The sequence below is a fragment of the Murinocardiopsis flavida genome (assembly GCF_003014485.1).
Lineage (GTDB): Bacteria > Actinomycetota > Actinomycetes > Streptosporangiales > Streptosporangiaceae > Murinocardiopsis > Murinocardiopsis flavida.
The window spans coordinates 368,651-390,544 of sequence record NZ_PYGA01000002.1 but is presented as its reverse complement, the minus strand read 5'-3'; the positions used below and the strand labels follow the sequence as shown (position 1 = coordinate 390,544).

18 protein-coding genes are annotated in these 21,894 nt (G+C 73.6%); 3 read left to right on the top strand and 15 right to left on the bottom strand.

The window, feature by feature from the left end; all coding sequences use genetic code 11:
• Nucleotides 1–43 precede the first annotated feature (43 nt).
• The 7 genes from CLV63_RS04475 to CLV63_RS04445 form a co-directional block, all read right to left on the bottom strand.
• Entirely contained in the window at nt 44–706 is a 663-nt protein-coding gene (locus CLV63_RS04475) for an SRPBCC domain-containing protein (RefSeq protein WP_106581565.1), read from the bottom strand.
• Between the two features lie 331 nt (nt 707–1,037).
• A complete protein-coding gene (locus CLV63_RS04470) occupies nt 1,038–1,754 on the bottom strand; it encodes an ABC transporter ATP-binding protein (protein ID WP_106581564.1) in 717 nt (238 codons plus the stop codon).
• Nucleotides 1,755–2,558, bottom strand: a complete 804-nt coding sequence (locus tag CLV63_RS04465; protein WP_106581563.1) for a hypothetical protein — start codon at nt 2,556–2,558, stop codon at nt 1,755–1,757.
• A 122-nt stretch (nt 2,559–2,680) separates the two neighbouring features.
• The gene (locus CLV63_RS04460; RefSeq protein WP_106581562.1) at nt 2,681–3,481 is read right to left on the bottom strand and encodes a hypothetical protein; all 801 of its coding nucleotides are present in this window, start codon (nt 3,479–3,481) and stop codon (nt 2,681–2,683) included.
• 675 nt (nt 3,482–4,156) lie between these two features.
• On the bottom strand, nt 4,157–5,014 hold the full coding sequence (locus CLV63_RS04455) for an ATP-binding cassette domain-containing protein (protein WP_106581561.1): 858 nt from the start codon (nt 5,012–5,014) through the stop codon (nt 4,157–4,159).
• A 33-nt stretch (nt 5,015–5,047) separates the two neighbouring features.
• Nucleotides 5,048–5,992 carry a hypothetical protein gene (locus CLV63_RS04450; protein WP_245928573.1) on the bottom strand — a complete coding sequence of 315 codons (945 nt, stop codon included), beginning with the start codon at nt 5,990–5,992 and terminating at the stop codon, nt 5,048–5,050.
• A 1-nt stretch (nt 5,993) separates the two neighbouring features.
• On the bottom strand, nt 5,994–6,560 hold the full coding sequence (locus CLV63_RS04445) for an RNA polymerase sigma factor (RefSeq protein WP_245928572.1): 567 nt from the start codon (nt 6,558–6,560) through the stop codon (nt 5,994–5,996).
• A gap of 179 nt (nt 6,561–6,739) precedes the next feature.
• Here CLV63_RS04445 and CLV63_RS04440 point away from each other — a divergent pair, with 179 nt between their 5' ends.
• Nucleotides 6,740–7,531, top strand: a complete 792-nt coding sequence (locus tag CLV63_RS04440; protein WP_106581560.1) for a hypothetical protein — start codon at nt 6,740–6,742, stop codon at nt 7,529–7,531.
• Between the two features lie 92 nt (nt 7,532–7,623).
• Nucleotides 7,624–8,478 (top strand): ATP-binding cassette domain-containing protein, encoded by an 855-nt coding sequence (locus tag CLV63_RS04435; RefSeq protein ID WP_106581559.1) that lies wholly within the window; start codon nt 7,624–7,626, stop codon nt 8,476–8,478.
• A 246-nt stretch (nt 8,479–8,724) separates the two neighbouring features.
• On the opposite strand, the gene CLV63_RS04430 is transcribed toward CLV63_RS04435, so the two are convergent.
• From CLV63_RS04430 to CLV63_RS04410, 5 genes are all read right to left on the bottom strand, one after another.
• Nucleotides 8,725–9,132, bottom strand: coding sequence for a VOC family protein (locus tag CLV63_RS04430; protein WP_106581558.1), 408 nt, complete (start codon nt 9,130–9,132; stop codon nt 8,725–8,727).
• A 104-nt stretch (nt 9,133–9,236) separates the two neighbouring features.
• Nucleotides 9,237–9,593, bottom strand: coding sequence for an ArsR/SmtB family transcription factor (locus tag CLV63_RS04425; protein WP_106581557.1), 357 nt, complete (start codon nt 9,591–9,593; stop codon nt 9,237–9,239).
• A gap of 132 nt (nt 9,594–9,725) precedes the next feature.
• A complete protein-coding gene (locus tag CLV63_RS04420) occupies nt 9,726–10,511 on the bottom strand; it encodes an SDR family NAD(P)-dependent oxidoreductase (protein ID WP_106581556.1) in 786 nt (261 codons plus the stop codon).
• A gap of 95 nt (nt 10,512–10,606) precedes the next feature.
• Entirely contained in the window at nt 10,607–14,014 is a 3,408-nt protein-coding gene (locus tag CLV63_RS04415; protein ID WP_106581555.1) for an NACHT domain-containing protein, read from the bottom strand.
• Between the two features lie 79 nt (nt 14,015–14,093).
• Nucleotides 14,094–17,324, bottom strand: coding sequence for an NACHT domain-containing protein (locus CLV63_RS04410; RefSeq protein WP_106581554.1), 3,231 nt, complete (start codon nt 17,322–17,324; stop codon nt 14,094–14,096).
• Nucleotides 17,325–17,503: 179 nt separating this feature from the next.
• Here CLV63_RS04410 and CLV63_RS04405 point away from each other — a divergent pair, with 179 nt between their 5' ends.
• The gene (locus tag CLV63_RS04405; RefSeq protein WP_106581553.1) at nt 17,504–17,908 is read left to right on the top strand and encodes a VOC family protein; all 405 of its coding nucleotides are present in this window, start codon (nt 17,504–17,506) and stop codon (nt 17,906–17,908) included.
• 3 nt (nt 17,909–17,911) lie between these two features.
• Here CLV63_RS04405 and CLV63_RS04400 read toward each other — a convergent pair whose 3' ends face one another.
• The 3 genes from CLV63_RS04400 to CLV63_RS04385 form a co-directional block, all read right to left on the bottom strand.
• Entirely contained in the window at nt 17,912–18,586 is a 675-nt protein-coding gene (locus tag CLV63_RS04400; RefSeq protein WP_106581552.1) for a uracil-DNA glycosylase, read from the bottom strand.
• Between the two features lie 142 nt (nt 18,587–18,728).
• Complete coding sequence (locus CLV63_RS04395; protein ID WP_211301147.1) at nt 18,729–19,568, bottom strand: DedA family protein; 840 nt, start codon at nt 19,566–19,568, stop codon at nt 18,729–18,731.
• Between the two features lie 308 nt (nt 19,569–19,876).
• Nucleotides 19,877–21,685, bottom strand: a complete 1,809-nt coding sequence (locus CLV63_RS04385; RefSeq protein ID WP_245928571.1) for a protein kinase domain-containing protein — start codon at nt 21,683–21,685, stop codon at nt 19,877–19,879.
• Nucleotides 21,686–21,894: the final 209 nt, after the last annotated feature.

Genomic DNA, 21,894 nt, shown 5'->3' with positions numbered 1-21,894 from the left:
CCGTCCGTCCCGGCGACCCCTCGAACGGGTCGCCGGGGCGCGCTCACCCGCCGTCGCCGCCATCGGCTGCACCGGGGACGAACTGCTGGATGGTGAACGCGACGACGGCGTCGATCTCCTCGTCGGTGCTGCCCCACACGTCCTGGCTCACGGCGGCCCACGCGCGGATGCTGCCGATGATGAACTCCCGGACCTGCGGTGCGCCCGTCCACGTCGCCGCGTCGAACTCCTCGCCGCGGAGGTACCGGTCCAGGGCGAGGAGCGTGAGGTCCCAGCCGCCGCCGATGCCGACCGGGCCGACGGGCCCGTACTTGCGGACGATCTGGTCGACGGTCTCGGCGGGCGAGGCGTTCTCCAGCTCGAAGGCCGTCGCGCCGTCCGCGCCCTCGGACAGGCGCACCTCGACCTCACTCGGCATGCCCTCGCCCAGCACCCACGTCACCTTGAGCACGCGGGGCTCCTCGCAGCGGAGGATCTCGCCCCCGGCGTCGCCCTCGATCTGGAAGGTGCCGCCGGGCCGCAGGTCGCCGGCCACCGGCGCGAGCCAGCGCCCGATCCGATCGGGGTCGGTACACGCCCGCCAGACCTCGTCGACGGGGGCGTCGAAAATGCGGCGGAGCAGCATCGACCGCCCCGCCCCCGCGGAGACGGGCATGTCGCCGATCTCCCTGCTGACGGCATTGAGCCTGCCGAGGATGTCGGTCATCTGTCCCCAACCTTTCCGCCGGGCGCCGGTGGGCGGCCGGGACGGGCCCGCGCACGGCGCACGGGCCCGTCCCGGCGCCTCAAGAGTGCCCGCGACCCCCGACAAGCGGCCGCCCGGTCATCGCCGGAGCCCATTTTCACCCTCCGGACGCGGAGACGGCGGGACGCGGGGCCGGGCGCGGCGCGCCGCCCCGCCGCCGAGCATCCCGGCGATCGGCGCCCGCCCGATCCACCACGCCGCCGTGCAGCAGGCGGCCCCGGCGGCGGCCCCGCCCACCAGGCCGAGCAGCGGGTCGCGGACCGCGTCGTAGACGCTGGGCGCGCGGACCCGGTCAGCGCACGCCGCTGGAGGTGCGCTCGACCAGGGCGAAGAAGCCCTCCTCCAGGTCGCCGTCGCGGGCCAGTCCGGACAACGGGCCCTCGTAGCGGGTGTGCCCGTGGACGAGCACGCCCACCCGGTCGCAGGTGCGGGCGATCTGGTCGAGTTGGTGGCTGGAGACGAACACCGTGGCACCCGACTCGGCGATCCGGCGCATCAACGCGCGCATCTCCCGCATGCCGATGGGGTCCAGGCCGTTCGTCGGCTCATCGAGCACCAGCAGCCGCGGGTTCCCGATCATCGCGATGGCGATCCCGAGCCGCCAGCGCATGCCCAGCGAATAGGCCGACACGCGGCGGTCGGCCACCTGGTCCATGCCCACCAGCGGGAGCAGCCGCGCCACGGCGTCGTCGGGGTCGACGCCCCGCAGCCTGGCGTGCGCCCGCACATGCTCCCGGGCGCTCATCCCCGACCACAGTCCCGGGCCGTCGACGAGCGCGCCGATCCCGCGCAGGGAGTCGCGGGTGAAGGGGCGGCCCGCCACCTCCAGCGTTCCGGAGTCCGGGCGCAGCAGTCCGGCCACCGCCTTCATCAGCGTGGTTTTACCCGCCCCGTTGGGCCCCAGCAGTCCGTAGACCTCGCCCTCGGCGACGTCGAGGTCCACCCCCTGGAGGGCGGCGGCGGATCCGAAGTGTTTGGTGAGGGCGCTGACGCGCAGTGCCGACGGCATTCACAGCTCCTTGCGGTTGACGTAACGGGCCCCGGCGGCGAGCAGCACGGCGGCCAGGGCCACGGACAGGGCGGCGACGGCGGGCAGCGGCGCCAGGGAGAACAGGGGGTCGCCGGGCGCCAGCGGCACGCCGCTGGCCTCGATCCCGGCGAGCGGCACCACGGCGCGCATGGGCCAGACCATGGGGATGAACCACCACGCGGCGGTGTCGGCGACGATCCCGCCCAGCAACATCCCGAGCACGCCGATCACGGCGGTGGGCCCGGTACCCCAGCGCTCGGCCACCACAAGGCACAGCGCCAGCGTCGCGGCGGCGCCGACCCAGGGCACCAGCACCCCCATCGGGACCGACAGGCCCGCCCGCGGACCGGCGAGCACGGCGCCGACCGCCGCCAGCAGCACGGTCAGCAGCAGCGCGCTGCCCAGCCACAGCACCAGCAGCGCCAGGAATCTGCCGATCAGCATCCGATGGCGGGGAAAGGCGTAGGAGTACACCACCCGCTGAGGCCCCAGGTCGGTGCGCACCGCCATGGCCGCGTAGAGCGCCGCGCCCATCGGCAGCAGGATCCCCCAGAACATCAGGGTGACGCTGAACCAGATCCCCCACACGTCGCCGCCCCGCCCCTCGGGAGAGACGGCGGCGATCACCCCCAGGGGCAGGATCAGCGCCAGCGGCAGGACCAGGGAGAACCAGAGGCAGAAGCCCCGTCGGAGCTTGGCCACCTCCACCGCGACGACGGTCGCGATCGAGGGGTCGTCGCGGATCGCAGTGGGCGCTGTGCGCTCGGATCCGGTAGCGGTCATCGGTCATCCTCGTTTCGTCGTGCGGTCGTGCGGTCGTGCGGTCGTGCGGTCGTGCGGGGCGGACGGTTCTGGGAACGGGGTGCGGGCGGTGCCGGGCCGGGCGCGTGGCCGGGTGCCGCCGCTCACATCTCCCGCCGGTCGACGTACCGGGAGCCCGCGGCGAGCAGCACGGCGCTGAGCGCAAGGGCCGCGACCGCGATCACGGGCAGGACGGAGGGCGAGAGCACCGGGTCGCCCGGCGCGTAGTAGCCGCCGAGCCCACGGGTCTCGGCGACGGGGATGACCGCACGCGTCGGCCACGCCGGCGGGAACACCCACCAGTAGGGCTTGTCACCGGTGAGCGCGCCGAAGAGCATCCCGGCCACGCCGACGCACGTCGCGCCCGCGGCCCCCCACGCCTCGGCCGCGATCACGCACAGCACCAGTGTCGGCAGGGCGGCCAGGACCGGGACGAAGGCACCGGCGACCGCCGTCCCCGCGTCGGCGGGGGTGCCGTTGGCCAGGGCGGCGAGGGATACGAGGGCCGCGAGCAGCAGCGCTCCCGCCGCCCACAGGGCCGTGAGAGCCAGAACGTCGGCGATCAGCAGCCGGTGGCGGGGAAAGGCGTAGGTGGACACGACGCGCTTGGCGCCCTCATCGGCCTGGTCGCACCCGACCGCGTAGAGACCCGCGAGCATGGGTGCCAGCACCGCCCAGAGGTACAGGGCGAGGCCCAGCCAGTGGTCCCACACGGCCCCGTGTCCGCGCCCCGCGCCGGACACCGCGACGGCGAGCAGCGCCGTCACCGCCAGGGGCGGGGCGAGGGTCGTCCACACGGGCAGGCCGGTGCGCAGCCGGGCCAGCGCCAGGGAGCACAGGAGGGCGAGGGACGGGTCGTCCCGCGCGGACGGGGTTGTCGGCCCGGCGGGTTCCGGCATGGGCATCGCTGCTCGCTTCCGACGAGTTCCGGTGGCAGGAAGGTACGTAGCGCACACCGGGTCGGAGGTTCACTGTCGGCGCTGTCGCAATCGCGACCGCGATCCCGCGTCAATGGACGTGGGGTCGCCGGACATGACGCAGTGAGGCCACGAGGGTCGGAGCGCGCCGGACCGGCCGGAGGCTTCCGGTGGTCGCGGGAGGCTGGGCTGCCGCGCGGGGCCGGGTGTTCCGCGTGCGGGGTGGAGCTTCGCACGTCCCGCTCGGCATTGGTGTCGGGTTTCGGCGACTCGGGGCGGATCGTCCGCGGGGCGGCCTTGTCGCCGGTCCGCTGGCGGGTGACCTGCGGGAACAAGCAGCACCAAGGGCGGCGAGTGGGCCGGGTGTGCGGTGATCTGCACGGCCTGCCGTGCCGGCACCCAGCACCAGGGTCGGCGGACTTTCGGCTTTCTCGGAAGCCTCCGTGAAGCATTTTCCACTTCACGGCGCCCGGAGTGGAAAATACTTCACGGAGGCCGGTCGCCGGGGTGAACGCGGAGCGCTGGGACCTTGCCGCCGACCGGACCCACTGCCCACCTTTGGTGCTGCTTGTTCCCGCAGGTCACCCGCACGCGGCCCGGCGACAAGGCCGCCCCGCGGACGGTCCGACCCCGAGTAGCCGAAACCCGGCTTCGTTCCCGGCGCTACTCCGCGGCCGACTCCCCGCGGAGGTCGCGCATTAGCGCGGCGTAGCCCTCTTCCAGGGTCGGCGCAACGGGGCGCGCGCCGGGAGGCGGGACGTCGGCGAGCACCCGCCCGCGAAGGGGAGCGGGCGGGGCGCCGGAGTCCCCGTCGGGCGGCCGCGTCGTCTCGAAGGCGCGGTCGGCGGCGATCCCGGTGAGGTCGGCGGCGGTCCCGGAGAAGGCGACCCTGCCCATGTGCAGGACGGCCACTTCGGGGCAGACCGCGGTCACGTCCTCCAGGAGGTGCGTGCACAGGACCACGGTGCGCCCCTCGCCGAGGGTGCCGAGCACCGTGCGCAGGCGGATTCGCTCTTCGAGGTCGAGGTCTGCCGTGGGCTCGTCGAGCAGGACCAGCCTCGGCCGGCCCATGAGCGCCTGGGCGACCCCCACGCGGCGGCGGGCGCCCGCGGAGAGCGATCCCAGCCGGCGATCGGCCTCGGCGGCCAGCCCCAAGCGCTCGATCAGGCCGGCGGCCTGGTCGTGGCGCTCGCCCGGATCGGCCATGCCCTTCAGCAGCCCGGCGTAGTCGAGGAAGCCGCGCGGGGACATGTCCGGCGGGAGCGCGGCCTCCTGCGGCAGGTAGCCGAGTTCGCGCCGCAGCGCCCGGCGGCCCCCGCCGGTGCGCAGGTCGTGGCCGCCCGCCTCGACCCGCCCCGTGCGCGGCCGGAGGACGCCCGCCAGCAGCCGCAGCAGTGTCGTCTTCCCCGCGCCGTTGGGCCCCAGCAGGCCCACCACACCGGGGCCGAACTCGGCGTCGACACCGTCGAGGACCCGGCGGCGCCGGTAGGCGTGGACCAGCCCCGCGACCACTACGCGCATGGTGTCGTCCCTTCCCGGGGAGCCATGCGGCCGCTACCCCTCGCCCAGGGACCGGTCCGGCCGCGACACCAGCCACACCGCCGCGGCCAGCAGCACCGCCGAGACCGCCAGGCTCAGCGGAGTGGTCGACCACAGGGCGCCGATCGTATCGCGCGTGCCGGACGGCAGGGATCCCGGCTGCGCCGCGCCGCGGGAGCCGAGCACGCTCATGAACCACGATCCGGCACCGAAGGCGGCGCCCACCGCGGGGGAGCGCCACACGGTGCCGAACACGGTCATCCCCACTCCCAGGGCGGCGGGCCCCAGCCAGGAGGCGATCAGCGCCGCGGTGTCCTGCGGGGCGCCCAGGACGGCCGCGGAGGCCGCCGACGCGACCGCCAGCGCCGCCAGCACCGCGCCCAGCACGAGCACCAGGCGGGCCAGCCACACCACCGCGGGGGGAACACGCATGGCGTGCAGCATCTCGGACCGGGGGTCCCGCCTGGGGGAGCAGACGGCGAGCGCGGCGCCCGTGGTCAGCAGGGTCGCCGCGGGGCCGAAGAAGGCCGCGCCGACGGACGGATCGGGGGCCTGCCAGGCAAACACGAACAGCACAGCGATCCCCGCCGCGGTCAGCGGCCACAGGGAGGCCGGCACCAGCCGCGCCTGGCGCAGCACCAGGGTCGCGGCAAGGCGGGCCGCGCCCGAGGCGGTGAGGGTCGGTGGCGCTGACTCCGCGGCGGGCGCCGCGCGCTCCGCGGCAAGGGCGGGCGCAATTAGGGCGTCGAAGGACGGCGGCCGCACCTCCGGCTCTGCCGCCCGCAGCGCGTCGGCGAGGTTCCGCGTGCCCGAAACGCGGTCGGCGCAGGAGGCGCACCCGTTTAGGTGGGCGCGGCGCGTCCCCGGCAGGCCGTCCGCGTGCCGTCCCGGACCTCGTCCTCCGCGTGCGGCCTGGAGGACCTCGTCCTCGGTCAGGTGGGGCTCGGTCAGATGGGGCATGTCAGCTCACCTGTCCCTCGGCGAGCGCGGCACCCAGCCGCCCCCGCGCCTTCGCCATGCGACTCTTCACCGTGCCCACGGGGATACCGAGGGCTTCGGCGATGTCGGTGTACGGCAACTCCTCCACCAGCGCCAGGACCGCCACGTCCCGGTGGCGCCGCGGCAGGGCCGTGATCGCCGCCAGGATCTGCCGCTGCCCGGCGGAGGCGAGCACATCGGCCTCGACGTCCGTGCCGGGGTCGACCGGCTCGGGCACCTCCTCGGCGTCCAGGGCCAGCCGCACCGGCTCGAACCGCCGCAGCCGGTTGTGCGCCTGGCGGCGGGCGACACCGAGCAGCCACCCGCGCACCGACGAGTCGCCGCGAAAGGTCGCGGCCGAGCGCCAGACCGCGAGCCAGCTCTCCTGCAAGATCTCCTCGGCGACACCGGAATCGCCGGTCAACCTGTGCAGTAGGCGCAGCATCGCCGGGGAGTGCCGATCGTAGAGGACCCGCAGGGCGGGTTCGCCTCCGGCGGCGACGGCGGCGAGCAGGCCGTGATCGGTGTCCACGTCGGTGTCGGTCTCCACCCCGGGTACGTAGCGTCCGCGCGCCGCGGGGTTCACCCCCCCATTGCCGTCCAGGGTAGTTCCGCGCGGCGGCGCCCGGCCGCGGTCCCCGGCACGGCCGTCCCTCCCGTCACCTATGATCCTGGGGCGGTGCCGGGCGACTCAGGGGAAGGCTCAGGGGAAACGGAGGAACGGCGGGCATGACGCTCTCTTCCTTGGTCCCGGGCGTCGTCGGCACCCTGCGCTACGAGGCGCGCATGGCGATCCGGCAGCGCGCCCTCTGGTACGCGGTGGTGCCCCTGGCGCTGCTGGCACTGGCGGCCTCGTGGCACCCGCCCGCGGAGATCGCCGACCCCGTGCGCCACGTCGGCGGGGCCACCCTGGTAACGGGCCTGCTGTGCACCTTCGGAATCGGTGTGGTGCTGGCCGACCGGGTGGCGCGGGGCTTGGGCCCCGGCATGGGCGACCTCATCGCCGCCGCCCCCTGTCCCGCCTGGACCCGGCTGCCCGCGGTACTCGCCGCGTCCCTGGGGGTGGCCCTTGCGGTGCCGCTCCTGGTGGTGCTGGTGTGCGCGGTTCCCGCGGCGGTGGCCGACGGCGGTGCGCGCCCGCTGGCCGCCGCCGCGGCGGCCTTCGCCACCGTGCTGGTACCGGGCGCCGCCGCGCTGGCCGCACTGGCGTGCCTGCTCGGCCTGGTGCTGCCCATGGCCCTGGCGCGGATCGCCACCGCCGGGATCTGGCTGTGGTCCACCATCGCCTCCCCGCAGCTCCTGCCGATGCCCACGCCGACCGGCACACTGCTGTCCCCTGTCGGGGGATACCCGGCGGCGGCCTGGTTCGGCGAGCGGTCGGTGTGGGCGGACAGGGGCCTGCCGGGTCTCCTCAGTCCGGCCCCGGGGACGGGCACGGCACTGGCCAACCTGGCGGTCCTGGCGGCGTTCACCGCACTGTTCCTCACCCTGGCGGGCCTGATCGCGGCGCGGCGCAGATGACCGAACGCAGGCCGGGCGGCGCGGGCGGTGTGGGCGGCGCTGACTGCGCGGGCGGCGGCGCTCCGAGTGAGGAGCCGGCGGAAACAGGGCGCATGGCCATCGAAATGAGTGGGGTGACCAAGGCGTTCCGGGGCGGTGTGCGTGCACTGGCAGGTGTCGACCTGCGGGTCCGGTGCGGCACGGTCGGCCTGCTCGGCGCCAACGGTGCCGGGAAGACCACCCTCCTACGGGTCCTCACCGGGGCGCTGCGTCCCACCGCGGGGCGGGTCGCCGTCGGCGGCCGCGACCTCGCCACCGGCAGCGGCCGCCGCGCGGCCCAGCGGGACATCGGCTACCTGCCCCAGGAACTCAGCCCCTACCCCGACCTGACCGGACGGGAGTTCCTCGACTACATGGCGCTCCTCAAGGGGATCGGCGACCGCCGGTTCCGCCGCGCCCACGTCGCGGAGCTGCTCGCCCGCGTCGGGCTGACGGACGACGGGGCGCGCCGGATCGCGGCGTACTCCGGGGGGATGCGGCGGCGCCTCGGCATCGCGCAGAGCCTGCTGGGCGATCCCGGGCTGCTCGTCCTCGACGAGCCGACCGCCGGCCTGGATCCGGAGGAGCGGATGCGCTTCCGGTCGCTGCTGGCCGACCTCGGCAGGGACCGCACCGTCGTGCTGAGCACCCACCTCCTGGACGACGTGGCGCAGGCCTGCTCGACAGCGGCCGTCCTGGCAGGCGGCCGCCTGGTGTTCCACGGCGCGGTCGGCGACCTGGCCGCCGTGGCGCGCGGCCGCACCTACGAGGTGCCCGCGGACGCGCCCGCGGGGGCGCGGTCGACAGTGGTGCGCGCCTCGCCCGCGGGGCAACGGGTCGTCGCCGGGGCAGCGCCGCCGCGCGGACGCCCCGTCGCCCCGACGCTGGAGGACGGCTACATCGCCCTGCTGCGCTCGGACCCCGGGTGACAACGGAGGGCCCGCCGCCCTCGGCGCGTCATGGGTGCGAGAGCGTGCGGGGGCGAGGGCGTCCTTGCCCCCAAGGGACGGTGCCCAGGCTTCCCGGCAGCCTTGCCCGGGTCCGCTGCGAGGGAGGGTGCTCTCGGCGCCCACCCTCGCATCGGGCCAAGGCCAATACTCACGCTCCAAGTCAAAGGCAGTGGGGCCTCGCGCGATTCCGCGCCCACGCTCCCTGCCGCGCCCCGGGGCGGGCGGTCAGCCGCCGCGGTTGATCTGCTGAACGGCCCAGCTGTTGCCGTCGGGGTCGTCGAAGAAGCAGAACCCGACGTTGTTCAGGTCTTCGTCGTCCTTGGGCGCGCGCTGCCCCTCGGGGGCCAGCACCACCACCTCGCCCGCGTCGACACCCCGCTCGGCGAGTTCGGCGCGGGCCCTGCGGATGTCGGGCACGACCAGTTGCAGGCCCTTGAGGCTGCCCGGCTCCATGGACGAGACACCGAGGACGACGGAGCAGCCCGATCCGGGCGGGGTCAGCTGCACGACGCGGACGCCGGGAGCGGGCGCGGTGTCGTGGTCGACGGCGAAGCCCAGCCGTTTGGCGTAGAACTCCTTGGCGCGGTCGACATCGGCGACAGGGAGGCTCACGACTTCGAGGGTCCAGTTCATGGGTACGGCCCTTTCATACGGTTGAGCGTGGGATGCCGCGCGCATCCGCGGCGCGCGGCGCTGCCGCTATGGACCCGTGCCGCGGCCGGAACTCATCGGTGCCGTCATCGTTCTTCGCCGGGTTCTTCGCTCTTCGAGCGCCGTTCGCGCCTGCCGCGGGCCAGTTCGGTGGCGAGGGCGTCGAGCGGCTGGCTCCAGAACCGGCGGTAGCGCTCCAACCAGCCGTCGATCTCCTGCAACGGTGCGGGGTCGACGGAGTAGAGGCGGCGGGTGCCCTCGGCGCGCACGGTCGTGAACCCGTTCTCGCGCAGGACCCGCAGATGCTGCGAGACCCCCGGTTGGGAGATGCCGAACTCCTCCTGCACGACGGACGTGACCTCGCCGGACGAGAGTTCGCCATCGGCGAGCAGATCAAGGATCCGGCGGCGGACGGGGTCACCGAGCACATCGAACGCGTGCATGGCCAGAAGTATCCCAATTTGAGCTTATATAAGTCAAGGCTGAATCAATGCGGGTTGCGGTGGCTGCGGCAATCCGGGGGCACCCACCCGACCCTAGATCGTCCGCCGCCCCGCCCATCGGCCGGGCGGCGCCTACGCCTGCGGGCCGTGCTCCTCGGGGTCGTGGGCGAGGACCGACCGGCCGCCGTCGACCGGCACCGTCGCCCCGTTGATGAACCCCGCGTCCGCGGACAGCAGGTGGGCGATCGCCCCCGCCACCTCCGCGGCGCTCCCCACCCTGCCGACCGGATGCAGCCGCGCCATCTCCCGCTCGATTCGGGCTGCGGCGTCCGGGCCCTGCCCGTCGAGGAAGTCGGCGTAGCGCTCGGTCGCGATCGACCCCAGCGCCACCGCGTTCACCCGGATCCCCCGCGGCCCGTAGTCCACCGCCATGGCGCGGGTCATCCCCTCGACGGCGGCCTTGGCCGTGACGTAGGGCAGGCAGCCGGGGACCGCCCGGCGGGCCTGGTGCGAGGAGACGTTGACGATCGCGCCGCCCGTCCCCGCGGCAAGGAACCGGCGGACCGCCACGGCGCAGCCGACCATCGCGGGGTCGAGGTTCAGCGCGACGAGGTCCAGCACCTCGCGGGCCGTGGCGGTGTGGACGGCGGCGTCGCGGAACACCGCCGCGTTGTTCACCCACCCGGCCAGCGGCCCCGCCTCCTGCGCCGCGTCGGCGGCCCGCTCGGCGTCGGCCTCGCGCGAGGCGTCCCCGGCCACGGCGCGCAACCGCGCCCCGGCGGGGTGGTCCCCGGCCCAGTCGAGCGCGGCGGGGTCGCGCTCGAACGCGACGACGCACCCCCCGTCGTCCAGCAGCCGCTCGACCACCGCGCGCCCGACACCCCGGCCGCCCCCGGTGACCACGTAGGACCGTGCCATGCCCGTTCTCCCATCGCGTTCACTGCGTGCGTGCCCACCGTCGCCGACCGCGCGACGACGCGTCAGCCGCCGGAGCCGTCCGGGGAGTCCCGCCCCTACTCCGACTGGTCTCGGCGGCGCACCCGCAGACGGCCATAGGCGTCGCCGGGATCGCTGCGGGGCGGCGCGGGTGCGTCCGATCCCCGGTCCGACGTCGGAAGCCGGGGAAGGTCCTCCGCCGGCTCAGCCGGGCGCCGGCTCACGGTCCCGGGCAGGTCCGCATATCTGGCCAGCCTCCTGCGGGCCCCCGCGAAGACTTCCGGGTACGGGAGATGCGGCTCCAGCAGGTCGAGTGTCCGGCGGGCGAAGTCGACGTCGGTACGGTCGTCGAATGCCTCTTCGAGCTTCAGGTAGTCGGCGAGGATCTCCCGGAGTCCTGCCGCGGTCGGATCCTCCTGCGGGAGCAGCGCGAGGTCTTCGGCGGCCTGACGCAGTACGACCAGCCTCAGTGGCGTGATCCACACATAGCGCCCGTGCGGGTGGGTGAGCAGCCGCTTGTAGATGGCGAGGCGCAGCCGCGGGTGCGCATCGGGGCGCCCGAGGCGCAGCTCCATGAGGTCGTAGGGGTGCGAGTAGGCGGACCGCTCCTCGCTGGGGACGAGCCTGTCGGCCCGCAGGTCCGCGCGTACGTCGGCCCAGTAGGTCGCGAGCGACTCCTTGCGGTCCACATGGCTGATGAACGGCATCAGCAGCAGGTACTGGTTCGCGGCCGTACCGAGGAACCGCAGCGCGGTCGAGCGCAGCAGGACATGGCCGTCCTTTGCCAACGGCAGCACCACGCCATAGGGGTCCGCTGCGGAGATCGGGCCCTCCTCGAACCCGAATCCGATGCACTCGCCCAGGTTCAGCGGCTCGCCGCCCTCCCGCTGCACCACGCTCCGTCCTCGGCCCTCGCCGGCCCAGAAGTCCAGGTGCCGCACCCGGACGCAGTCGATCAGCCCGTGCCATTCCTCGTCGGCCATTCCGCGCCACAGCCCCGCCATGCGGCGCCACTCGTGCATGGGACTCACGTTCGCCGCGGGGTCGAGCAGGTCCGCGATGTCGATCGGCTCGGGATGCACCTGGACGATCAGCACCAGCAGGTTCGCCGAGTGGATCGCCTCGCGTGTGCTGAGGGGCAGCCGCACGGGCTCGTAACCGGCGAAGGAGCGGTTGGGGCGGCCGTACGGCGCGTCGCGGAGGAGGTCGGTCAGCAGCGCGAGGTAGGTGTCGCGGTCCTCGGGGTGGTCGGCGAAGTGCGCGTCGAGCAGGTCGCGCGCGAACTCGACCACGGCCGCCCGCCCGCTCACCGCCGCGAACGAGGTGACCGCGTAGAACATCCCGTCGTCCAGCCTGCCGGCCGTGCGGCGCCTCCTCGCGCGTGTCTTGTGGTCCTCCGCCAGTTCCTTCAGCGACCCCGTGATGAGGCGGGCGACCAGGTACTCGCTGAATGTGGCGTGCAGGAACTCGTACACGCTCGCGGCGGACTCCTGCCGCGCCCGCGACTCGTGGATGAAGAAGAACCGGCCGAGGAGCCGGTCCGCGGCGCTGACGCGCCCGTGCATCCCCGGGTCGGCCGCCCCCGGATCCGGTGTGCCGTCGTCGGCGAGGGCGGCGAGGTCGGCGCCGAGCTCGTCGGCGGTGACGGTCTGGCGGTGCCGGACGAACATCGCCACGGCGACGAACTCCAGGCCGCTCAGCTCCTCGTCGACGGCGTCGGCGAACTGGCGGCCGCTCAGATTCGCGTGCTGCTTGTGCACCTCCCGCTCGGCGAAGGACGTGAGGATCTGCTCGTACAGGCCGGCCCGGCCGAGGCCGTCGCGGTGGCGCTGCAAGGCGTTGCCGCCGGCGTCGAACAGCAGCAGCATGATCAGCAGGAGGGGCTGCTCGGCGAGGTCGCGATGCGCGAGCAGGGTGGCGAGGGGGAGCGGGGCGAGGCCGCGCGGTTCCAAGGAGTGCCGGTTGTGCGCGTTCCAGATGTCCAGCATCCGGCCGATCTGCGCGTCGTTCAGCGCCTCCAGTCGGATCGCGGTCGTGCCGTCGGGGAAGCGCATGCGGTCGGCGACGACGGTGCGGCTGGTGACGAGGACGGCGACGGGGCGGCCGAGTTCGGCTTCGCGGCGCTGGAAGTCGCGGACCTGCTCCAGGTAGTCGGAGCGGTTCACGCCCGTGGCCTGGACGAGTTCGTCGAAGCCGTCGAGCATCACCACCGGCAGGGCGCCCTTGGCGGAGCGCGCCAGCTCCGGCCAGGGCACCCGCTCACCGGTGGTCTCGCGGACCGCCTGCTCGATCTGGTCCTGCACGGGTGCGTCGGGCGCGACCGTCCGCAGTTCCACCCGGACGGCCAGGAACTCCGCGCCGGGCAGCCGTGCGGCGAGGATCTCGGTCAGCTTGGACTTGCCAGCGCCCGGATGGCCGAGGACGACCAAGGGCAGGTCGAGCGCGTCGGGGGAGGTGAGCAGCCCGGCGAGGACACCGGGGAGATCATCGTGGACATCGACGAGCTCCCACCAGCTCTCCACCGATGGGCGGGAGTCGGCGCCCACCTCGGTCACCCTTCCGCGCGGGTCGAGGTAGGCGTCCGCCAATGTCGGCAGGGTGATCCCCTCGGGCGCCTCGGTGGTGGGCAGCACCGGTTTCGTGAGCGCCGCCCGGTAGCGCAGCGCGAGTTCTCTGCGGCGGTCGTCCATGGCGGCGCCGGTCGACATCGCTTCGAGCTGCGTTTGCAGGGCCGCCATGCCGGTGCCCAGAGCCTCGATGCGCGCATAGGTCGCCTCTGCGGTCGCACGGACCGTGTGCCGGGTCGCCTGGTGGTCGAGCATCCCCGCCCACGCGTCGAACTCGGGGACCGCCGCCATCAGGCTCCGGTAGTGGTCGGTGTAGCGGCGCACCGCTCGTTCGGTGGTGGAACGGGCATCGAAGTGGTCGGTGAAGAGGTCGGTGTACGCCTCTTCGGAGATGCCGGCCGCTTTCCCGCTGAGCATGTTGACGTGTTCGCACGCCAGTGCGAACGTCCCCCCGACCCGCGCGCAGTTCTCCTCGAAAGAGTGCTGTGGAGAGGGCAGAGGCACACGCGTGGTGAGGAGTCGGATGATGCCGAGGTTGTCGATGGCGCTGGCGTCCGGGACGTCCAGGAGCCGCCCCAGCTCCGTTGCGCGGAGATCTCGGGGGTCTGGCCGGTAGCGGGGCTCCGTCTCCACCAGGGTCTCCTCGACCACCTCGAAGAACGCACCGATCGCGATCATGTGGTGCGCCGCGGCGATGCGCTCGCTGCGGGTCAGCCGGTCGACGCCGGACAGCCGTTCCCGCACGGTCGTCGCGGCGTCCTTGCCGTAGGAGACGAACAGGTTGACCAGCGTCGAGAGGCCGGGAACCGCGGTAGCCTCGGTGCCCGCGGCCACGAGTTTCTCTGACAGCGCGCCCAGGGGGCTCTGCCCGTGGCCGAGGATCTTGAGGGCGTCGTTGTAGGTATAGGTGCGGGCCATCGGAGGCGGCCTTTCCGGAATGGGGGTGGTCCGGTCTGCGGGCGTATGCCCGGATGTTCAGGCTATGCCCGCACGGTGCTCACAGCACGGTATCGGCGGGTTCCTCGTCGGGGATCATCGTGCGGATCGCGTCGAGCCGTTCGGGGCGCCCGATGTGCGGTTCCAGCGCCGCGAGGACCGGTTCCACGAAGTCGACGCCGAGCCGTGGGCCCGGCACCACCTCCCGCACCCGCGCCAGGTAGCCGTCGATGACCGCGGCGAGTTCGATGCGCCGCTGCGCGTCGCCGAGCAGGGTGAAGTCCTCGGCGGCCTGGCGCAGCATCGTCAGTTCCAACCGGCCGAGCAGCGGGGTCTCGCCGAAGATGCGCAGGTAGCTGCGCACACGGCCGTCCCAGTCGTGGTCGGGGAGGCTGGTGCGCAGGTGCAGGATGTCGTGCAGCTCGCACCACACTCCGTCGTCGGTGCTGTCGAGGTACCAGGTGAACAGGTCGGCCGACACGTTCACGACGTAGGGGGCCGTGACGAGGAACTGCCGGGCCGACGTCCCGTGGACCCGCATGGCAGTGGAGCGGATGAGCTTGGACGTCAGGCCGCTGTTGGGGATCGACACCGTGTAGGGGTCGATGACGGAGACCGGCGCGCGCGGCAGCTCGAACGCGACGCACTCGCCGTAGTTGATGGGTGAGCCGTCCTCGCGCTGGATGACCGTGTACCCCGCGTCGGTGTCGTAGTCCAGGTGGCGGGTGCGGATCCCGTCGACCATCCCGTACCACTCGTCGGCCGACAGCGCCCGCCACATGCTGGTGAGGCGCCGCCACTCCCACGTCGTGTCGGCGGCGCGCGGCAGCAGCTCCTGGAGGCTGACGGGCTCCTCGGCGACGAGGACCAGCAGCTGCACCAGGTTCGCCGTGTAGTGGGCCTCCCGGGAGCTGGAGTTCAACCGCACCGGTTCGTAGTCGGCGAGGGAGCGGTGCGGCTGCGGGTACCCGGCCTCGGCGAGCAGGTCGGTGAGCATCGCGCGGTACTCCGCCCGGTCGCCGGGATGCTCCTCCAGGTGCCGGGCGAGCTGGTCGTCCAGGAACTCCACGACGGGGGCGCGGCCCGCGAGAACGGCGAACGACAGCACCGCGTACAGCAGCCCGTCGTCCAGGGGCTGGCTGAACCGGCGCCGGGCGGCCGCGTGCCGCCGCTCCTCGACCACCTCCTTCAGCGCCGCCGCCACCAGCCGCGCCACCAGGTACTCGCTGAATGTGGCGTGCAGGAACTCGTACACGCTGCGGGTGTGGTCGTCCTCGCGGGCCTGCGACTCGTGGATGAAGAAGAACCGGCCGAGGAGCTGTTCCGCGTCGCCCACGGTGCCGTGCAGGCCGGATTCGGGGCCCGGCGCCGAACCCCCTGAGGGGAACCCTGAGGGGAACAGGGCGGACAGGTCCTGTTCGAGGTCGTCGCGGGTGACGGTCTGGGCGTGCCGGGCGAACATCGCCATGGCGACGACTTCGAGGCGGCGCAGCTCGTCCTCCGCTGCCTGCACCGTGTCGCGCTCGTCCAGGTGGGCGCCGTGCTTCTCGACCTCGCGCCGCGCGAAGCGGGTCAGCAGCTGCTCGTACAGCCCGGAGCGGCCCAGTTCCGACTCGTGGTGCTGGAGCGCGTTGGTGTCGGCGTCGAACAGCAGCAGCATGATCAGCAGGAGGGGCTGTTCGGCGAGGTCGCGGTGCGCGAGGAGGGTGTCGAGCGGCGGCGGTGTGAGGCCGCGCGCGGCGAGGCCGCGCGCGTTGTGCGCGGTCCACACCTCCAGCATCCGGCCGATCTGGGGCTCATTCAGCGCCTCCAGCCGGACGGCCACCGTCCCCTTGGGGAAGCGCATGCGGTCGGCGACGACGGTGCGGCTGGTGACGAGGACGGCGACGGGGCGGCCGAGTTCGGCTTCGCGGCGCTGGAAGTCGCGGACCTGCTCCAGGTAGTCGGAGCGGTTCACGCCCGTGGCCTGGACCAACTCGTCGAAGCCGTCGAGCATGACCACCGGCACGGCGCCCCTGGCGGAGCGCGCCAGCTCCGGCCAGGCGACGTCCTCGCCGATGGCGGCGCGGACGGCGGTCTCGATCTGGTCCTGCACCGGTGCGTCGGGCGGGACGCGGCGCAGCTCCACCCGCACGGTGAGGAAGTCGACGCCGGGCAGCCGGGCGGCGAGGATCTCGGTCAGCTTGGACTTGCCCGCACCGGGGTGGCCGAGGATCACGATGGGAGCGTCGAGGGCCTCGGGGGAGGTGAGGAGCCCCGCGATGACACTGGGCAGGTCGTCGCGCACCGGCACGGCCGACCACCAGCTGTCGGAGGCGGGATCGCTCTCGGGCCCGACCGCGGTGATCCGGCCCCGCGGGTCGAGGTAGGCGTCGGCGAGGCGCGGCATGACCAGGCCGGACGGCGTGTCGTCGGCGCGCAGCACCCGGTGGTCCAGCACGGCGCGGTGGCGGGCCGCCAGATCGGCGCGGCGCTGGTCAGGTGCGGCGTCGGACGCAATGGTCTCCAGCAGCGCGCCGAGCCCCGCCAGCCCCGTGCCGATGCCGTCGATCCGGGCGCCGATCTCCGCCGCCGCCGCGCCCGCTGCCCGCCGGGTGGCCTGGTGGTCCAGCAGGCCCGCCCACACGGCGAACTCGGGGACCGCCGCTGCCAACTCCCGGAACGTCGAGGCGTAACGCTCCAACGCGGTGTCGAGCAGCGTCGTGCCGTTCGGCGCCATCCCCTTGAACAGCACGGAGCGCACGGCCTTGGCGCTCGCCCCGCCGTCGCGGTCGATGCCGCCGAGGTAGCCGACGAGGCTCCTCGTCATGTCGTCGTACAGCGCGGAGACGCGCAGGATGTTGTCCTCGTAGGGCCGGTGCGCCGACGGCAGCGGGATGGGCGACTCCAGCAGCGTCATGACGATGCCGCCGTACCCTTCGGGCAGCCGACCCGAGGTCGCGAGGGCGACCTGCTCGGCGCCGCCGAGGTCGAGGTCGCGCAGCCGCGGGCCGTCCGGGTCCTCGGCGAGGACGGCGTCGAGCGCCTCGAAGTAGGCCGCCACCACGATGACGGCGTGCGCGGCGGCGATGCGCTCCGTGCGGTCGAGCCGGTTCAGCCCCGCCATGCGCTCGCGCACGTGCCGGACCGCGTCGGCACCGTGCGAGATGAGCAGCGTGGTCAGCGCGCCCAGCCCCGGCACGCCGGACGCCTCGGCGCCCGCACCGGTCAACGCGCCGGCGGCGTCCAGCACCCGGCTGTCGCGGTGGCCCAGCAGGCGCAGCGCATGCGAACAGGACAGTGAACCGGCCATCGGCGGGGTTCCTTCCACACAGGTCGGAATTGGGGCGCACGCCCATCCAACCGCCTCACGTAACACAGGCTCAACGTGCCGTCCCGAATAATCCTTGTCGCCGAGCTGTTCTGTGGACAGACTCGAAGGCCCCCGTGCGCCGGACGACCGCGCGCACCCGCGACAGAAAGGCCCGTTCTGTGCCGTCACCCATCCGCACTGTCACCGTCGACTGCGAGGATCCCTACACCCTCGCCCTCTTCTGGGGCGCTGTGGTCGGATCGCCGATCAGCAACGAGGACCAGCCGGGGGCGAACGAAGCCCTCGTCGAAACCCCCCACGGTCAGCCGAACATCCTGTTCCTCCAGGTGCCCGAGAAGAAGACGGTGAAGAACCGGCTGCACTTCGACCTCGGCCCGAACAGCGCGAGCCGCGACGAAGAGGTCGAGCGGGTGATCGCCCTGGGCGCCACCCTGTACGCCGACTTCCGCACCGACGACGGAATGGGGTTCGTCGTGCTCGCCGACCCGGAGGGCAACGAGTTCTGCATCGAACGCAGCGACGCGGAACTCGCCGCCACCCCGCGCGACAGGGAGGTGGACTGACGGCTAGGGGAGCCGCCAGTCGATGGGCTCGGCGCCCTGCTCTTCGAGCAGGGCGTTGGCCTTGCTGAAGGGCCGCGACCCGAAGAAGCCGTTGTTCGCCGACATGGGGCTCGGGTGGGTCGACTCCACGCACGGGACCTGGGGCATCAGCGGGCGGAGGTTGCGGGCGTCGCGGCCCCACAGGATGGCGACCATGGGCTTGGAGCGGGCGGCCAGCGCCTGGATGGCGCAGTCGGTGACCTTCTCCCAGCCCTTGCCGCGGTGCGACCCCGGCTTGCCCGGCATGGTCGTGAGCGCCCGGTTCAGCAGCAGCACACCGCGGTCGGTCCAGGGGGTGAGGTCGCCGTTGGAGGGCATGGGCGCCCCGATGTCGTCGCCCATCTCCTTGAAGATGTTGCGCAGGCTGCCGGGCAGCCGCACATCGGGTGCCACCGAGAAGCTGAGCCCCACCGCGTTGCCCGGGGTGGGGTACGGGTCCTGGCCGACGAGGAGCAGCCGAACGTCGTCAAAGGGCTGCTGGAACGCGCGCAGGACGTTCTCGCCGGCGGGGAGGTAGGTGCGGCCCTGCGCGACTTCGTTGCGCAGGAACTCGCCCATCGCGGTGATGGTGTCGGCCACGGGTTCGAGGGCCTTGGCCCACCCGGCGTCCATGATCTCGTGGAGGGGTCGTCCAGACATGGCACCGAACACTATCGGTCGGCGCCGACGCTGATGACCGGAATGCGCCGATCACTGAAACCCTTGCCCCAGCCCGGTTCCGCGCGCCGCTCAGCCCTCGCGACTCCGCGCGTTGTTCGGCCGCCGTGATTCCGCGCGCCGCTCAGGCCGCCTTCTTGCGCGCTGCGGCGCGTTGGGCCTTGTAGCTCGACGCCACCGAGATCGCCGTCACGATGCCGATGCTGATCCAGATCGCCTTGTCGTCGATGGCGATGACGAGGTCCACCGCCGCCTGTCCGAGCCCGTACCCGATTCCGGCGACCAGCCCTGCCATGAGCAGCGAACCGAGGACGTTCAGGACGATGAACGTCGCCGGCCGCATCCCCGTCCACCCCGCCAGGGCGTACACGAGCGCGCTGGGAACCCCCGGCAGGACCGCCAGGACGACGCCCGTCCGGATGAACCAGGGGTTCATGTGCCGCGTCTTCTCGGCGAGCTTCCTGGCGCGCTCACCCTGGGCGAACATGTTCACGATGCCGCGGCCCCACTGCCGCCCCGTCCACCAGAACAGCCAGTCGAACTTCGACATGCCGACCGTCCCCGCGAGCACCGCGAGCCACAACGGGACCTCGCCGATGCGTGCGTACGCAGCGGCCGCGCCGACCGCGGCCTTGCTCCCGGTCACGAAGGCCAGCAGCACCGGGTGGGAGGCGATCAGATAGGGGCGCAGCGGCCACAGCACCAGCATGAGGGCGAGCACGCCGAGGATGGCGCCGAGAAGCGCCTTGTCCGTGCGGGTCGCCTTGCCACGCCAGGGCAGGTAGGGCCGATCGGGCTGCCCGATCGAAGCGGGGTCGCCCTGGGGCGGGGACGCGGCGGTGGTCGCACCGGGGGCGGCGTCGGCGGCGGGCCCATCGGCGGTGGGCCCGCCAGCGGAGCCGTCGGGCGCGGGCCGCCGCGGTGAGGTGGAGGTGATGTCGAGATCCGTTCGTCCGGCCGTCATGGAATCCAGCGTGTCGCGACGGGGAATCCGACAGTAGTCGCAACGGTCACCCCGTCGCGATGCGATCGCGCCCGTGATCCCCATGACAGATGTCATCCGCCCAGCGCACCGCCCTCGGTCGCGGCCAGGGGTCCGAAGGTGCCGGGGGCGCTTCCGGCGGGGGCGGTCGTCGTGAGCGCGCCGCGCTGTGTGGCCGCAGTCCGTTGGTGCCGCGGTGCTTCGGGCGCGGGCGGCCGTGGTGAGTGCGCCGCGTTGGGGGGCCGCGGTCCGCCCCGGGCGCACTGCGCGGCCCGGGGTCCGCGCGGGTCTCAGCGGGCGCGGTCCTGCCACTGGCGCAGGCGGTCGCGGGCGCGGCTGGTCTCGGGGTGGCCGGCGCCGTGGACGCGCACCGTGTCGGCGAGCAGTTCGTGGTAGCGGCGCGCCGCCTCCGCGGGGTCGCCGCCGTGGCCCGTGTACGCGGCGGCGTAGTGCCGGGCGCGCAGCACCGTGGCGTGCGCGGCGCCGAGGACGCGGGCGAGGTCGGGCAGCAGCGATTCGAGGAGTTGTGCCGCCCGCGCGGGTTCGCCCGCCTCGCCCACCTCGTGGGCGAGGTGCAGCCGGGCGGTGAGGACCCGCTCGGAGTCCGCGCCGTGGACGGTGGCGAGATCGGGCAGCAGGTGCTCGTGGACGCGGGCGGCGCGGGCGTGGTCGCCGATCCGCCCCGCGTTGACGGCGAGGTAGTGCAGCGCAGCCAGGGTCTCGGGGTGCGCCCGGCCGTGGACCCGCTCGTTGTCGGCGGCGAGCGCGGCGAACAGCTCGGCGGCGTGCGCCGGGTAGCCCGCCTTGCCCGCCAGGTAGGCGCCCTTGCGACGGGCCTTCAGCGTCTCGGGGTGGTCGGCGCCGTAGATCTCCTCCAGGTCCGCGCGGAGGTCTTGGAGCGCCTGCGCGGCGGTCGCGAGGTAGCCGTTCTCCGCGTCGGCCTCGATCGCGTCGAGCCGCAACTCGACGGCGCGGCGCGGGGTGAGGGGAGGAGGCGCCGAGCCGCGCGGCTGGTGCAGGGTGCCCCCTGCGGTGGGTTCGATGCGGGTGGCGTCGTGGGTCGGTTCGTCGTCGAGTGTGTGGGCCGGTCCGTCCGGTGTCTCTGTTGCGCCGCTCGCCGGTCTTCGGGCCGTGTCCCCTGGCTGGTGCAGGGTGGCCCCTGCGGTGGGTTCGATGCGGGTGGCGTCGTGGGTCGGTTCGTCGTCGGGTGTGTCGGACGGTCCGTCCGGTTCCGCCGTTGCGCCGCCGCCCGGCCGGTCCCGGCCGGAGGCGGACGGCAGGAACGGGGCGAGCCGCGTGCGGACCTCCTCCGCGTCCTCCGGCCGGTCGGCCGGCGACTTCGCCAGCATCTGGAGGATGAGCCCCGCCAGCTCCGCCGGGATTTCGGGGCGCAGCGCGCGCGGCGACTCGGGCCGGTCCTGGAGATGCATGCGCAGCACCGGGAACGGGTCCTCGGCGTGGAACGGGGGCTCGCCGGTGAGCAGCCGGTACAGGATCGCGCCGAGCGAGTACAGGTCGCTGGGCGGGCCGACCGCCGCCCGCTGGATCTGCTCGGGCGACATGTACAACGGTGTGCCCATGAGTTCGCCGGTGCGCGTGAGCCGCCTGCTCTGGACGGCGGCCTCGTGGAAGCCCGCGATCCCGAAGTCGAGGATCTTGACCGTCCCGGCCGAGGTCGACATGAGGTTGCCCGGTTTGACGTCGCGGTGCACGATCCCGGCCGCGTGCGCGGCGCCGAGGCCGGCGCACGTCTGGGCGACCCAGTCGGCGGCCTGCGCGATGGGCATGGGCCCGCCGCCGCGCGCGGACGCCGCGACGGTGCGCCCGCGTACAAGTTCCATCACGGCGTACACGGAGTCCTCGTGCTCGCCGAAGTCGTACAGGATCACAATGTTGGGGTGGCCGGCGAGGCGCGCGGTCATCCGGGCCTCGCGGTGGAACCGGTCGAGAGCGTCGTCGGAGCCCACCAGCTCCGGCCGCACCAGCTTGACCGCCACCGGGCGGTCCAGCAGTTCGTCGACGCCGCTCCACACTTCGCCCATGCCGCCGGCGCCGAGCCGCTCGCCCAGCCGGTACCGCCCACCGAGCACCCGTTCCACCTGATCGTCTCCATCACCTTCGCGGCGCGGACGCGCACGGATCCGTTGTCGGGCGGCAGCGTATCCCGTCGCGGCCGACCGCCCTCTGTTCGACCCGGACACCGACCGGGTGCCGACCGTCCTCTCCTCGGCCCGGGCGCCGACCGGACTCGGCCCGGACACGGCCCGGACGCCGCCCGGATCCCGTGCGCCACCGACGATCCTGGTGC